We start from the raw sequence: 14,878 nt of genomic DNA on the forward strand, positions 1-14,878 counted from the left end.
GTGAGGAGGAACGATGAAAGTAACAGTGCTTGGATGCGGAGCCCTTGGCCAACTCTGGCTTACAGCGCTATGCAAACAGGGACACGACGTTCAGGGCTGGCTGCGAATTCCCCAGCCCTATTGCAGTGTGAACGTAATTGGTACAGACGGTTCAATTTTCAACGAGTCTTTGACGGCAAACGATCCGGAATTTCTTGCCACCAGTGATTTGCTGCTGGTCACGCTGAAGGCCTGGCAGGTCTCCGATGCGGTGAAAAGCCTGGCCGCCCAGTTACCTGAACGCACGCCAATCCTGCTGATTCACAACGGTATGGGTACCATTGAAGAGCTTAAATCTGTCCGGCAACCGCTGCTGATGGGGACAACCACCCACGCGGCACGTCGCGACGGTAACGTCATTATCCATGTTGCCAGTGGTATCACCCATATCGGTCCTGCGCGTGAACAGCCCGGCGATTACAGCTATCTTGCGGATACCCTGCAAAGCACGCTGCCTGACGTCGCCTGGCACAATAACATTCGCGCGGAACTGTGGCGCAAACTGGCGGTCAACTGCGCGATCAATCCGCTGACCGCCCTGCTGGATTGCCCTAACGGTGAGCTGCGCAAGCATCCCGATCGGGTAGCGCTGATTTGCCGGGAAGTTGCCGCCGTCATTGAACGCGAAGGCTACCACACCTCAGAGTCCGATTTACGTTATTATGTCGACCAGGTCATTGAGAGTACGGCAGAAAATATCTCCTCAATGTTGCAGGATATCCGGGCTATGCGGCATACCGAAATTGATTACATTACCGGTTATCTGTTAAAACGCGCCCGGGCACACGGTATTACCGTTGCGGAAAACAGCCGTCTGTTTGAGTTAGTAAAACGAAAGGAGAGTGAGTATGAGCGCATCGGCACTGGTATGCCTCGCCCCTGGTAGCGAAGAGACAGAAGCGGTCACCACCATTGATTTGATGGTGCGTGGTGGTATTAAGGTTACTACCGCCAGCGTCGCCAGCGACGGAAGTCTGGCGATTACCTGCTCGCGTGGGGTGAAGATCCTGGCGGATGCACCGCTTGTACAGGTGGCGGACGGTGATTACGACATGATCGTTTTGCCGGGTGGGCTGAAGGGTGCAGAGTGTTTCCGCGACAGCCCGCTGCTGGTTGAAACCGTTCGTCAGTTTCATCTTTCCGGGCGTATCGTCGCGGCAATCTGTGCGGCCGCAGGTACGGTGCTGGTTCCGCACGACATTTTCCCCATCGGGAATATGACCGGCTTTCCTGGCCTGAAGGACACAATTCCGGAAGACCAGTGGGTGGATAAACGCGTGGTCTGGGATCCGCGCGTTAACCTGCTCACCAGCCAGGGGCCGGGCACCGCCATTGATTTTGGCCTGAAGATTATTGACCTGCTGGTCGGGCGCGAAAAAGCGTACGAAGTGGCGTCATCGCTGGTGATGGCGGCGGGGATTTATAATTTCTACGAAGCCTGATGTCCTCCCGGGCTGGCAACGCGCTGGCCCGTCTGCCCTACAGAAATAGTGCAGTCAGCGTCACAGTTCTGCGATTCATTTTCCTGCCCTGAAGCGTCTCCCCACCGTCTCACCCTTCAAAAAACCCTTTATTTTCAGACAAATAATCAAATCTGCACCGTATTGCATGCCTGTTTGACAGGCTAAAAGAACCGTGAAAAACTGCATTCAACTGGTATATACCAGTTTAAAAATCCGCCAGCAAAGCCTGATAACATCAACAGCGGCGGGAGAGCAGAAATCTCTTCTGGAGTAAGCAATGTGATTACATTTCTTGAGCACAGAGTCATTCCTGTACTGATTCGCGTAGGCGAAAATAAAATACTGGTCGCCGTGCGCAACGGTATTGCGCTGACCTTACCCTTCACCATCACCGGTAGCCTGTTTCTCATTCTCGCCAATCTACCGATACCCGGCTGGAGTGAATGGCTTGGCCCGTTTGCCGAAAAGCTCAGCGCCCCGGTGGGCGTTACCTTTGGTGCGATAGGGCTGATTTCTGCGGTGGGTATCAGCTACAACCTCGCGAAGGAGTACAACCTCAACGCTATCACCTGCTGCATAGTCACGCTGGTGGTTTTCTTACTGGCGCAACTCAACGACAGCTATCAGCTCAACGTTGACAATCTTGGTGCGGCGGGGCTGTTTTCTGCCATAATCCTGGCGATTTTGACGGTGCACATCGTGCGATTTTTTATCCGGCACAACGTCGTGATCACCCTGCCGGAGGGCGTGCCTCCTGCCGTGGCGCAATCTTTTGCGAGCCTGATCCCCGCCGCGGTAGCAATCACTCTGATCTGGCTGATTCGGGTCATCCTGAATTTTGATATCAACCACTTCTTCACCCTGCTGCTCAGCCCGCTCGTCTCCGGCCTCGGTTCGCTGCCGGGCATGCTGGTGCTTATTTTTCTGATTTCGCTGCTGTGGTGCTGCGGCATACATGGCGACAACGTGCTTTCCGGCATCACCAGTCCCATTTTCCTGAAATACATCGCTGAAAATACTCAGGCCTATCTGCATCATCAGCCCATTCCCCATATTACCGCCGACGGGTTTTATATCGTCTTTATGTGCCTGGGCGGAACGGGCGCGACCATGGGGCTGGTCATTGCCATGCTGCGTTCCCGCAGTCGGCTGTACAAATCAGTGGGCAAGCTCTCCCTGCCCTCCGCGATATTTTGTATTAACGAACCTGTCATTTTCGGTTGCCCGATAGTCTTCAACCCACTGCTGATGATCCCGTTTACCCTGACGCCGATGATCCTGTGCATCTCAACCTGGTCGCTGATGTACTTCGACATCATTGGTCGCCCCGTCTTACAGATCCCCTGGACCATGCCGCCGATTTTCGCCGCATGGTTCGTGACCGGCGGCAATATCCCTGCCGTGATCTGGTCCGTCTGCACGCTGGTTATTTCCGCCCTGGTCTGGCTGCCGTTTTTCAAACTGGCCGAGCGCAAACAACTTGAAACCGAAGCGGCCGAAGAGAATGCCCGCCGCAACGCGGACACGCTTTCCGACCCCATCTTGTAAAAAGGAACCACGATGAAAAAGCTCAAGGTTGTCACTATTGGCGGCGGCTCCAGCTACACGCCAGAATTGATCGACGGTTTTATCAAACGCTACGCAGAGCTGCCGGTCACCGATTATTATTTGCTGGATATTGAAGAGGGAAAAGAGAAGCTGGAGATTGTCGGAAAGCTGGCCCAGCGCATGGTAGCTGAAGCCGGGCTCCCAATGAATATCCACCTGACGCTCGATCGGGAAGAGGCGCTGAAAGATGCCGATTTTGTCACCACGCAGCTGCGTGTCGGCTTTCTTGATGCCCGCATCAACGATGAAAAAATCCCGCTAAAATACGGCGTTCTGGGGCAAGAGACGACAGGTCCCGGCGGGTTTATGAAAGCTCAACGCACGATCCCGGTCCTGCTGGATATCTGTAAGGACATGGAAAGATGGTGCCCGAACGGCTGGCTGATTAACTTCACCAACCCGGCCGGGATTGTCACCGAGGCAATCACTCGCCACTCGGCCATTCGGACCATAGGCATTTGCAGTGGCGCAAACAGCATGATGATGGACATCGCCACAGCCTACGGCGTGCAGAAGTCGGACGTTTACGCACGCATTATTGGTCTGAACCATCTTATTTTTGCCGACCAAATTTTCCTCAAGGGAGAGGATTATACCGACGACTTTATTGAAAAACTGGCCGAGGGCAGCGCAAATAACTCCCTGAAAAATATACCGGACATTGGGTTTAGTGCCCGCTTTGCCAGGGCACTCCACATGTACCCTATCTCCTACCTCAAATACTATTTTTTGACCCGCGAGATGACCGACGCCGCGCTGCGCGATGCAAATACTAAGGGAACCCGCGGCGAGCAGACGCGCGAAATTGAGCAACGGCTTTTTACGCTTTACCAGGACCCCCATCTCGCGCACAAGCCGAAAGAGCTGGAGCAGCGCGGAGGCGCCTGGTACTCCGATACTGCATGCTCGATCATCAGCGCTATTTATAACGATAAAAAAGAGATCCACGTCGTAAATGTTCCTAACAGGGGCACAACACCCGATCTGCCGGATCACGTTACGCTGGAAACCAACGCCATGATCGACCGAAACGGCGCGCATCCCCTCGCCTATGGCAGGCTGCCCGTGAAGATCCGCGGCCTGATCCAGAGCGTGAAGGCCTATGAAGAGCTCACCGTTGAGGCCGCTGTCACTGGAAATTACGACACGGCGCTGCTGGCGCTGAGCGTAAATCCCCTTGTGCCTTCTGCCGCCGCGGCAGAACAGATCCTTAATGAATATCTTGAGGTCAACCACCGTTATTTACCCCAGTATGCTAAACGTAAGGACGCACAATGAACGTAGAACAGACAGACGATTATGCGGCGCTGAGTGACGCCGTGGCGAAAGCGGTCATTGAAACCGTTACGCAAAAACCCGATGCGCTGATTTGCATCGCGGGTGGAGATACGCCGCTGGGCGTTTTTGCCGCGCTTGTGCACGCCAGCAAACAGGGTAAGGTCGATTTTTCCCGTGCGGCATTTGTTGGCCTGGATGAGTGGCTGGGGCTCGGTCAGGCCGATAAAGGCAGCTGCCGGGAGATGGTATGGGGCCATTTCTTCAGCCACCTGGCCCTGCGCGACGATCAGATCTGTTTCTTTGATGGCCTGACGCAATCCCCCGAGGAAGAGTGTCAGCGTGTGGATAACTTTATTACGGCCCACGGAGGGCCTGACATCATTGTGTTGGGGATCGGTATGAACGGCCATATCGGCTTCAATGAACCGGGCGCCGCCCTCGATACCGGTTGCCACATCGTGGACCTGGATGCGGTGACGCAGGCCGTTTCGGTTAAATACTTCGGCCAGCAGCGTCATATCCGTCAGGGCATTTCGCTGGGGATGAAGACTATCCTGGCCTCACGGGCCATTATTTTGATGGCAAGCGGCGAGAAAAAAGCCGACATCATCGCAACAACCGTCAATTCCGCACCGGACCCGGCGGTTCCCGCGACGCTGCTAAAGCCGCACCCACGGTTAAGGATCATTGTCGATAAAGCGGCAGCCGCTAAGCTGTAAAAGAGAAACAGGCGCTGATGCGCCTGTTATCGTTTGATGTGCATATTCTTGACGCGGAAAATATCTGCCCGGTTGTAGCTGATGGAGAAGTTAAATGCTCTACCGTCATCGAGGCGCGTGACTTCGGTAATTTTCAACATCGGCTGGCCTGGCAGAATATTGAGATGGGCCGCCAGCTCCTCATCAAAAAGATCCGCTTCAATCAGTGAATCGGCGTCGCTGATTTTCTTACCGGTAAAGTCTTCAATATAGCCATACAGCGATCCCACTTCGAGAATAGCCTGCGGAACAGTGGCAACCACCTTGTGAGGAATATTGCTGTCTTCAATTAACACCGGCTGTCCGTCCAGTAAACGGATACGGCGAATAAACCAGACATCATCACCCTGCGCAATTTCGAGGTGCTGTGCCAGCGCCGCGTCGGCGTGAAGGGTCGTCAACGTCAGCAAGCGGCTGGTTACGTTGACCCGCCCCTGAAATTCACGGGAAAACCCGAGAATACTGTCACTCTTTTCATTATTCAGAATGTAAATATTGCTGGCAGTATTCTTTAAAACAAACATGCCCTTGCCGTGGATACGCTCGATATACCCTTCCTGTACCAGCATCGCCATGGCTTTCTGAACCGTTACGCGCGTAACGTCATAAATACTGGCAAGATCGCGCTCCGACGGAATGCTTTCGCCCTTTTTGTAGACTTCATTGAGAATATCTTTTTTGATTCTCTCTTTGATTTCCCAGTACTTATGTTTTTTTTCCATTGTCGATTACCCGGCCAAAAAGAGCATAGAATCGCAGGCCCGGTAGCGCTCGCGCCACCGGGCGAGAAACTACGGGCGATACACCTTCACGTTCGCGAAGCCCTGCTCACGCAGATACAGCGCCTGCAAACGGCTCATGACCCCACGTTCGCACCACAGCAGATACGTTTTGCTCTGGTCGAGATCGCCAAACTGGGTGCTCAGCTTGTAGAACGGCAGCGAAACCACCTCGACGCCTTCCACCTGCAACGGCTTGTCATCCTGCTCATCAACAGAACGGATATCCAGAATCGTATCGTTAGCACCGAAGCCGCTGACCGTCTCCACCTCAACCACTTCCTGCTCGGTCTGCTGAGCGATCTCACGGATATCGATGTTGGACGCTTCCGCCACCACTTTTTCCAGGATGCTGAAATCGAAGTTCTCTTCTTCCGCTTCGATCTTCGCCTTCACCGCTTTGATGGTTGGACTTTTTGAGATCACACCGCAATATTCCGGCATGGTGCGGGCAAAATCTTCAGTACCGATTTTACGCGCCAGATCGATGATGTGCTCTTTATCGTGAGAGATCAGCGGACGCAGGATCAGCGTATCAGACACGTTATCGATAAGACGCAGGTTAGTCAGCGTCTGGCTGGAGACCTGCCCCAGCGCTTCACCGGTGACCAGCGCCTGCACGCCGTAGCGCTCAGCCACTTTGGACGCCGCACGCACCATCATACGTTTCAGAACCACGCCCATCTGGCCGTCGTCCACTTTTTCGAGGATTTCGCCGACCACCGGCTCAAAGTTGATCGCCACAAAACGCACGCGGTGAGAGCTGCCGAAGCGGTTCCACAGGTAATGCGCCACCTGACGTACGCCGATTTCATGCGCCGCGCCGCCCAGGTTAAAGAAGCAGTAGTGCACGCGGCAGCCACGACGCATCAGCATATAGCTGGACACGCCGGAGTCGAACCCGCCGGAGATCAGCGACAGCACATCTTCCTGAGTGCCGATAGGGAAACCGCCAATACCTTCATAACGACCCTTGACCAGCAGCAGGCGATCGTTTTCGATCTCAAGGTTAACGGTGACGTCCGGGTTAGTCAGGCGCACGCGCGCCGTTTCAACGTGCTGGTTCAGACCACCACCGACGTAGCGCTCAACCTCAATAGAGCTAAACTCATGCTTACCCCGGCGCTTCACGCGCACGCAGAACGTTTTCCCTTCGATCTGGTCGCGGTACTGCACCAGCGCCTTTTCGAAGATATCGTGCATATCGGTGAAGGGAACGTCTTCCACTTCCAGAATATGGTGAATACCCGGGATACGGGTCAGCGCGTCGCGAATATCAAGACGTTTGTTTTCGTCTTTCGCGCGGACTTCTACGTGGTCCCAGTGACGCACCACGGCGAGCGTTTCGTCGTAGTGTTTTAATACGTTACGAATGTTCCCGGTGAGAATTTTAATAAAGCGCAAACGCACGGATTGGCTTTTGATGGTGATTTCAGGGAACAATTTAATGATAAACTTCATGGCGGCAATGTTTCTTAGGCAAGCTTATAAAGGCTTGTAGTGGAAAATGATACAGCAGCCCACACCCGTGGCTGCATCCAGGCGCGCAAGTATACCACCATCGCGCCACTCGCGTTATTTGATAATTGCCCCGAGTCCGTTACCATGTCAGGGCGAAAAATTTAAGAGTCAATTCACTATGCCGAAGAAAAACGACGCACCGGCCAGTTTCGAAACTGCGCTGAGTGAACTGGAGCAGATCGTTATCCGTCTTGAGAGCGGCGATCTCCCGCTGGAAGACGCGCTCAACGAATTTGAACGCGGCGTGCAGCTCGCGCGCCAGGGGCAGGTAAAACTCCAGCAGGCCGAGCAGCGTGTGCAGATCCTGCTTTCCGACAGCGAAGACGCTAAAACCACGCCATTCACACCGGACGCCGAGTAAATGGATTTTTCCAACGCGCTTCAGGCGCGCGTCATCCGCGCCAACGATGCGCTGCGCCGATTCATTGAGCCGCAGCCTTTTCAGAACACTCCACTGGTTGAAGCCATGCACTATGGCGCACTCTTGGGGGGTAAACGCCTGCGTCCGTTCCTGGTGTATGCCACGGGCAATATGTTCGGTATCAGCGATAACACGCTGGACGCCCCGGCAGCCGCCGTGGAGTGTATCCACGCCTATTCGCTGATCCATGATGATTTGCCGGCCATGGACGATGACGATTTGCGTCGCGGTCAGCCAACCTGCCATATCAAATTTGGCGAAGCGAATGCCATTCTGGCGGGGGATGCGCTGCAAACCCTGGCCTTCTCCATTCTGAGCGATGCGCCGATGGTTGAGGTGAGCGATCGCGATCGTCTGGCAATGGTGTCCGAACTGGCAATGGCCAGCGGCGTCGCCGGGATGTGCGGCGGCCAGGCGCTGGATTTAGAGGCTGAAGGGCGTCAGGTTACTCTGGAACAGCTGGAGCGCATCCACCGTCACAAAACGGGCGCACTGATTCGTGCAGCCGTTCGCCTGGGCGCGCTGAGCGCGGGTGAACGCGGGCGTAAAGCCCTGCCGATTCTGGACAGATACGCAGAAAGTATCGGTCTGGCATTCCAGGTTCAGGATGACATTCTGGATGTGGTGGGCGATACTGCAACATTGGGAAAACGTCAGGGTGCGGATCAGCAGCTTGGCAAAAGTACCTACCCCGCCCTGTTGGGCCTTGAGCATGCCCAACGTAAAGCCCGGGATCTGATAGACGATGCCCGCCGGTCGCTGAATGAGCTGGCCGCGCAATCGCTGGATACCTCGGCACTGGAAGCGCTAGCGGACTACATAATCCAGCGTGATAAATAAACTATAAATCTCGATGAGCCTTTGATGAGTTTTGATATTGCCAAATACCCGACACTGGCGTTAGTTGACTCCACTCAGGAGTTACGTCTGTTGCCGAAAGAGAGTCTGCCGAAGCTGTGTGACGAGCTGCGTCGCTACCTGCTCGACAGCGTTAGCCGCTCCAGCGGCCACTTCGCCTCCGGACTTGGCACGGTTGAGCTGACCGTGGCGTTGCATTACGTCTATAACACGCCGTTCGATCAGCTGATCTGGGATGTAGGCCACCAGGCCTATCCGCACAAAATTCTGACCGGACGTCGCGATAAAATTGGCACCATTCGCCAGAAAGGGGGCCTGCACCCGTTCCCGTGGCGCGGCGAGAGTGAATATGATGTGTTAAGCGTCGGCCACTCTTCCACCTCCATTTCTGCGGGCATTGGTATTGCCGTTGCCGCCGAAAAAGAGAATAAACAACGCCGCACCGTCTGCGTGATTGGCGACGGGGCGATCACCGCCGGGATGGCCTTTGAGGCCATGAACCACGCGGGCGATATCAAACCGGACATGCTGGTGATCCTCAACGATAACGAAATGTCGATCTCCGAGAACGTCGGCGCGCTGAATAACCATCTGGCGCAGCTGCTGTCCGGCAAGCTTTACTCCTCACTGCGTGAAGGTGGTAAAAAAGTCTTCTCCGGCGTACCGCCGATTAAAGAGCTGCTTAAGCGTACCGAAGAACACATCAAAGGCATGGTCGTGCCGGGTACGCTGTTCGAAGAGCTGGGCTTTAACTATATTGGCCCGGTGGACGGCCACGATGTGCTGGGCCTGGTGACGACGCTTAAAAACATGCGCGACCTGAAAGGCCCGCAGTTCCTGCATATCATGACCAAAAAAGGGCGTGGTTACGAACCGGCGGAAAAAGATCCGATCACCTTCCACGCGGTGCCTAAGTTCGACCATACCAGCGGCTGCCTGCCGAAAAGCAGCGGCGGGATGCCGAGCTACTCAAAAATCTTTGGCGACTGGCTGTGCGAAACGGCGGCGAAAGACAACATGCTGATGGCGGTGACGCCTGCCATGCGTGAAGGCTCCGGCATGGTGGAGTTTTCCAAAAAATACCCGGACCAGTATTTCGACGTGGCTATCGCCGAGCAGCACGCGGTAACCTTTGCTGCGGGCCTGGCGATTGGCGGCTACAAGCCGGTGGTAGCGATCTACTCTACCTTCCTGCAACGCGCCTACGATCAGGTTATCCATGACGTTGCCATTCAGAAGCTGCCGGTGCTGTTTGCTATCGATCGCGCGGGCATTGTGGGGGCTGATGGCCAGACGCACCAGGGCGCGTTTGATCTCTCCTTCCTGCGCTGCATCCCTGATATGGTGATCATGACGCCAAGCGACGAAAACGAGTGTCGTCAGATGCTGTATACCGGTTACCACTATCAGGACGGCCCCTGCGCGGTACGTTATCCGCGCGGTAATGCCCTTGGCGTTGAATTACAGCCGCTGGAAAAACTGGATATCGGTAAAGGTCTGGTGAAACGCCGTGGTGAAAAAGTGGCGATCCTGAATTTTGGTACGCTGATGCCGGAAGCGGCAAAAGTCGCTGAAAACCTGAATGCGACGCTGGTCGATATGCGCTTCGTGAAACCGCTCGATGAATCTCTGATTCTGAGCATGGCGGAAAGCCATGACGTTCTGGTCACGCTGGAAGAGAACGCCATCATGGGTGGCGCGGGTAGCGGCGTGAACGAAGTGCTTATGGCGAACCGTAAAGCCGTTCCGGTGCTTAATCTCGGCCTCCCTGACCACTTCATCCCGCAAGGCACCCAGGATGAGGCGCGCGCCGACATTGGTCTGGACGCCGCCGGTATCGAAGCTAAAATCCGCACCTGGCTGGCCTGATCCCTCCCCTTTTCTGCTCCTGCTATGCTTAAACGTATTGTTTAAACAGCAGGAGCGGAACCATGCAATACACGACATTAGGAAAAACGGACCTTAAGGTGTCCCGGCTTTGCCTGGGATGCATGACGTTTGGCGAGCCTGACCGGGGAAATCATGCCTGGACACTGCCGGAAGAGAGCAGCCGCCCTATCATCAAGCGCGCCATTGACGGCGGCATCAACTTCTTCGATACCGCCAACAGCTACTCAGACGGCAGCAGCGAAGAGATTGTCGGCCGCGCCCTGCGAGATTTTGCCCGTCGTGATGACATTGTGGTCGCCACTAAGGTGTACTACCCGTCAGGCGATCTGGCGGAAGGCCTTTCTCGCGCGCAGATCCTGCGTTCCATTGATGACAGCCTCAGACGCCTGAACATGGATTACGTCGACCTGCTGCAAATCCACCGCTGGGATTACAACACCCCGATCGAAGAGACGCTTGAAGCGTTAAACGACGTTGTGAAAGCCGGTAAAGCGCGCTACATCGGCGCATCGTCCATGCATGCCTCACAGTTTGCCCAGGCGCTCGATCTCCAGGCGCAGCACGGCTGGGCGCGCTTTGTCACCATGCAGGATCACTACAACCTGATTTACCGGGAAGAAGAGCGCGAGATGCTGCCGCTCTGCTACCAGGAAGGCGTGGCGGTGATCCCGTGGAGCCCGCTGGCGCGCGGAAGGTTAACCCGTCCGTGGGGGGAAACTACCGCCCGGCTGGTATCGGATGAAGTGGGTAAAAACCTGTATGACGATACAGAAGCCAGCGATGCGTTAATTGCCGAACGCTTAGCCGGGATCGCCGACGATATCGGTGCAACGCGCGCGCAGGTGGCGCTGGCGTGGCTGCTGAGCAAGCGCGGTGTCGCCGCGCCGATTGTGGGCACGTCGCGGGAAGAACAGCTGGATGAGTTGTTGAGTGCGGTGGACTTATCGTTGACGCCGGAGCAGATTGCCGAGCTGGAGACGCCGTATCAGCAGCATCCGGTGGTAGGGTTTAAGTAAACACTTGCCGGGTGGCGCTACGCTTACCCGGCCTACAAATAAAGTGCGATCGTAGGCCGGGTAAGGCGAAGCCGCCACCCGGCAAAACACTCACCCAAAGTGATCGTACCCTTTCCAGTCAAGCGTAACCGAGGCGCCGTCGCGGACAAACAGCAACCCTTCACTTTCCGGCATCACCTGCCCGATGCAGGTAAATTTCGCGCCGAGATGCGCTAGCGCCACATCCAGCGTCCCGCGATTCAGCTCAGGCACGGTGAAGCACAGCTCATAATCTTCTCCACCGGATAACGCCCAGCGCAGCGCCTGTTCAGGTTCGACATGGCGAAGCAGTTGCTCCGACAGCGGGAACAGATCCAGGTCAACGCGTGCGCCCACGCCGCTGGCCTTCAGGATATGGCCGAGATCGGAGATCAGCCCGTCAGACAAATCGATAGCCGAACTGGCCCGCTCGCGCAGCGCCTGACCGTGCAGAATACGCGGCGTTGGCCGCAGATGGCGCTTCACCAGATACGCCGCATCGTCAGCCTCTTCAACCGTTAAACGGTTCTGAAGGATGGCCAGCCCTGCCGCGCTGTCGCCCGGCGTACCGGTCACGTAGATCCAGTCGCCTGGTTTTGCACCCGAGCGCTTCAGCGCGCGCCCGGCAGGCACATAGCCGTGGATTGCCAGGGTCATGGACAGCGGACCGGCGGTGGTATCACCGCCAATCAGCTGCATATCGTAATAATTCAGCTGTTCAAACAGGGCATCGCTGAAGGCTTCAAGCCAGGCTTCATCCACCTCCGGCAGGGTCAGAGCCAGCGTCAGCCAGGCCGGGCCGGCGCCCATTGCCGCCAGATCGCTGACGTTCACCGCCAGCGCTTTATACGCCAGATCGGCAGGATCGATATCCGGCAGGAAATGACGCCCACACACTAAGGTGTCGGTGCTGATTGCCAGCGTCTGTTTTTCGGGAATATTGAGAAGTGCGCAGTCATCGCCAATGCCGGTTTCAACATCAAGACGAGAGGTTCTGACACGGTCGAAATAACGGGCAATCAGGGAGAATTCGCCGCATGCCATACGTTATGCCTCAGCAAATTAAATAAAAAAACCGGAGCCGCACTGCCAAAAAGGCAATGCAAGACTCCGGTTTGCGGATCACTTTTTGTGGGGACGGATCGCAGGTGCGGCTTTATCCAGCACGCCGTTAACAAACTTGTGGCTGTCTTCAGCGCCGAAGGTTTTCGCCAGTTCGATCGCTTCGTTGATGGCCACTTTGTACGGCACATCATCACGTTTAGACAGCTCAAACAGCGCGATACGCAACACTGCTTTTTCGACCTGGCCCAGCTCTTCGAGCAGACGGGACAGGTATGGCTTCATCAGACCATCGAGATACGCGCTATTAGTCGCCACTCCCGACAGCAGTTCACGGAAGTACAGAACGTCAACGTCTTTCACGTCCTGTTCTGACAGGAACTGGTATTCAACATCAGCGATGTCGTTCTGGGACAACTGCCAGGAGTAAAGTGCCTGGACGGCACATTCACGGGCGCGGCGACGAGCAGCAGGTTTCACGGAATTCCCCTTACAAAAAAATCAGGCCTTGATGGCTTTCAATACATTGATCATTTCAAGCGCGGTCAGTGCAGCTTCTGCACCTTTGTTACCGGCTTTAGTGCCAGCACGTTCGATGGCTTGTTCAATACTTTCGGTGGTCAGCACGCCGAACGCGACAGGGATTTCAGCATCCTGTGCAACGTGTGCCAGACCGTTGCTTGCACCGCCCGCAACGTATTCGAAGTGCGCAGTGCCGCCACGAATAACGGTACCCAGCGCAATCACCGCGTCGTATTTACCGGTTTTCGCCAGCGCGCCCGCTGCCAGTGGCAGTTCGTAAGCACCTGGTACCCAAACGACGGTAATGTTGTCATCTTTAACCTGGCCGATACGTTTCAGGGCGTCAACCGCACCTTCCAGCAGGCTATCGTTGATGAAGTTGTTGAAACGCGCAATGGTGATGGCGACGCGAGCGTCCGGGGTAGCTACAGCAGCTTCAATAATGTTCATACTCTTCCTTTACGGGTTCATTTGGCCCCGCAGGGGGGCGGATTTTATCATAATACTTTGCGCACTGCTTCCCTATTTCAGGAGCAATTACGCTGTCGTTAAATGGAGGCAGACATCCGGGCCTACCGGACGAATCTCGCTGAATGAGAGTTGCGGCGCATCGGCCAGTTTTTCAAGGCCGGGCAGCACAAACAGGCCGCGCGCGTCATTACCTAACAGTTTAGGCGCAACGTAGACGAGAAGCTCATCCACCAGCCCCGCCTGAAGCAGTGCGCCGGCGAGCGTCGGACCGGCTTCAACCCAGATGCTGTTGACCTGCTGTTTGCCGAGCAACATCATCAGCACCACGAGATCGAGATGCCCGTTATGTTCCGGCACCATAATGCTGCGCACGCCTTCCGGCCACTCGCGCGTATCTTCTTTGGTGCGGGCAATCCAGGTTTCACCCGGCTGCTGCACGATGCGGTGCTCCGGCGTCACGCGGTTCTGGCTATCAACAATAATGCGCAGCGGCTGACGCAGATTCTCCTGCGGATAGAGCGCCTGCGTATCCGCATTCAGCTCTTCCCAGCGCACGGTCATGGCCGGATCGTCAGCCAGTACCGTTTCACTGCTGGTGAGAATAGCATGGCTTTGCGCGCGCAGACGTTGCACATCGCGCCTTGCCTGCGGCGAGGTGATCCACTGGCTCTCGCCGTTCGCCATCGCCGTGCGGCCATCCAGTGACGCGCCAAGCTTAAGCTGGATAAACGGGAAGCCGGTGCGCATACGCTTCAGGAAGCCTTTGTTGATGTTTTCGGCATCCTGCATCATCAGGCCGTGGCTGACGTCGATGCCTTCCTGTTGCAGACGATACAGCCCGCGGCCCGCCACCTGCGGATTAGGATCCTGCATGGCGGCGACAACGCGCGAGACGCCCGCCGCAATCAGCGCCTCACAGCACGGCGGCGTACGTCCGTGATGGCTGCATGGCTCCAGCGTCACATAGGCCGTCGCGCCACGCGCTTTCTCACCCGCCATGCGCAGGGCATGCACTTCAGCATGCGGCTCGCCTGCGCGGTAGTGAAAACCTTCCCCCACGATCTCGCCATCTTTAACAATGACGCACCCGACATTGGGGTTAGGGTGAGTGGTAAACCGGCCGCGCTGCGCCAGCTTCATGGCGCGCGCCATGTACATCTCATCGTGCATGGGC

15 protein-coding genes are annotated in these 14,878 nt (G+C 55.9%); 9 read left to right on the forward strand and 6 right to left on the reverse strand.

The annotated features are described in order from the left end of the window. Nucleotides 1-13: 13 nt before the first annotated feature. From panE to SK58_RS18905, 5 genes are all read left to right on the forward strand, one after another. Nucleotides 14-925, forward strand: a complete 912-nt coding sequence (gene panE, locus SK58_RS18885) for a 2-dehydropantoate 2-reductase (RefSeq protein WP_017383178.1) — start codon at nt 14-16, stop codon at nt 923-925. Further along, a complete protein-coding gene (gene yajL, locus SK58_RS18890) occupies nt 888-1,481 on the forward strand; it encodes a protein deglycase YajL (protein ID WP_015571288.1) in 594 nt (197 codons plus the stop codon). The genes panE and yajL overlap by 38 nt, the downstream gene beginning before the upstream one ends. Nucleotides 1,482-1,781: 300 nt before the next feature. Beyond that, nucleotides 1,782-3,050: a PTS sugar transporter subunit IIC gene (locus tag SK58_RS18895; protein WP_017694419.1), complete on the forward strand. Its 1,269-nt coding sequence runs from the start codon at nt 1,782-1,784 to the stop codon at nt 3,048-3,050. A 12-nt stretch (nt 3,051-3,062) separates the two neighbouring features. Then, nucleotides 3,063-4,388 carry a 6-phospho-beta-glucosidase gene (locus SK58_RS18900; RefSeq protein ID WP_017383176.1) on the forward strand — a complete coding sequence of 442 codons (1,326 nt, stop codon included), beginning with the start codon at nt 3,063-3,065 and terminating at the stop codon, nt 4,386-4,388. Beyond that, nucleotides 4,385-5,107 carry a glucosamine-6-phosphate deaminase gene (locus SK58_RS18905; RefSeq protein WP_023303188.1) on the forward strand — a complete coding sequence of 241 codons (723 nt, stop codon included), beginning with the start codon at nt 4,385-4,387 and terminating at the stop codon, nt 5,105-5,107. The genes SK58_RS18900 and SK58_RS18905 overlap by 4 nt, the downstream gene beginning before the upstream one ends. Nucleotides 5,108-5,133: 26 nt before the next feature. On the opposite strand, the gene SK58_RS18910 is transcribed toward SK58_RS18905, so the two are convergent. Both SK58_RS18910 and thiI read right to left on the reverse strand, forming a co-directional pair. Next, a complete protein-coding gene (locus SK58_RS18910; protein ID WP_015571291.1) occupies nt 5,134-5,868 on the reverse strand; it encodes a GntR family transcriptional regulator in 735 nt (244 codons plus the stop codon). A 69-nt stretch (nt 5,869-5,937) separates the two neighbouring features. Beyond that, entirely contained in the window at nt 5,938-7,386 is a 1,449-nt protein-coding gene (gene thiI, locus SK58_RS18915; protein ID WP_006809903.1) for a tRNA uracil 4-sulfurtransferase ThiI, read from the reverse strand. A gap of 178 nt (nt 7,387-7,564) precedes the next feature. On the opposite strand from thiI, the gene xseB reads away from it, so the two are divergent. The 4 genes from xseB (at nt 7,565) to SK58_RS18935 (ending at nt 11,631) form a co-directional block, all read left to right on the forward strand. Beyond that, nucleotides 7,565-7,807 carry an exodeoxyribonuclease VII small subunit gene (gene xseB, locus SK58_RS18920; protein ID WP_015571292.1) on the forward strand — a complete coding sequence of 81 codons (243 nt, stop codon included), beginning with the start codon at nt 7,565-7,567 and terminating at the stop codon, nt 7,805-7,807. Continuing rightward, complete coding sequence (ispA, locus tag SK58_RS18925) at nt 7,808-8,707, forward strand: (2E,6E)-farnesyl diphosphate synthase (protein ID WP_015571293.1); 900 nt, start codon at nt 7,808-7,810, stop codon at nt 8,705-8,707. Nucleotides 8,708-8,731: 24 nt separating this feature from the next. Then, nucleotides 8,732-10,594, forward strand: coding sequence for a 1-deoxy-D-xylulose-5-phosphate synthase (dxs, locus tag SK58_RS18930; protein ID WP_015571294.1), 1,863 nt, complete (start codon nt 8,732-8,734; stop codon nt 10,592-10,594). A gap of 62 nt (nt 10,595-10,656) precedes the next feature. Continuing rightward, nucleotides 10,657-11,631: an aldo/keto reductase gene (locus SK58_RS18935; RefSeq protein WP_023296014.1), complete on the forward strand. Its 975-nt coding sequence runs from the start codon at nt 10,657-10,659 to the stop codon at nt 11,629-11,631. A gap of 90 nt (nt 11,632-11,721) precedes the next feature. Here the strand turns inward: SK58_RS18935 and thiL are convergent, their stop codons facing one another. The 4 genes from thiL to ribD all read right to left on the reverse strand — a co-directional run bounded on the left by thiL (nt 11,722) and on the right by ribD (nt 14,874). Then, nucleotides 11,722-12,693 carry a thiamine-phosphate kinase gene (gene thiL, locus SK58_RS18940; protein WP_048220312.1) on the reverse strand — a complete coding sequence of 324 codons (972 nt, stop codon included), beginning with the start codon at nt 12,691-12,693 and terminating at the stop codon, nt 11,722-11,724. A gap of 78 nt (nt 12,694-12,771) precedes the next feature. Continuing rightward, entirely contained in the window at nt 12,772-13,191 is a 420-nt protein-coding gene (gene nusB / locus SK58_RS18945) for a transcription antitermination factor NusB (RefSeq protein ID WP_006809908.1), read from the reverse strand. 21 nt (nt 13,192-13,212) lie between these two features. Then, the gene (gene ribE / locus SK58_RS18950; RefSeq protein ID WP_003859098.1) at nt 13,213-13,683 is read right to left on the reverse strand and encodes a 6,7-dimethyl-8-ribityllumazine synthase; all 471 of its coding nucleotides are present in this window, start codon (nt 13,681-13,683) and stop codon (nt 13,213-13,215) included. 87 nt (nt 13,684-13,770) lie between these two features. After that, nucleotides 13,771-14,874: a bifunctional diaminohydroxyphosphoribosylaminopyrimidine deaminase/5-amino-6-(5-phosphoribosylamino)uracil reductase RibD gene (gene ribD, locus SK58_RS18955; RefSeq protein ID WP_017383169.1), complete on the reverse strand. Its 1,104-nt coding sequence runs from the start codon at nt 14,872-14,874 to the stop codon at nt 13,771-13,773. Nucleotides 14,875-14,878: the final 4 nt, after the last annotated feature.

The sequence above is a fragment of the Enterobacter sp. BIDMC93 genome (genome assembly GCF_001037805.1).
GTDB lineage: Bacteria > Pseudomonadota > Gammaproteobacteria > Enterobacterales > Enterobacteriaceae > Enterobacter > Enterobacter hormaechei_C.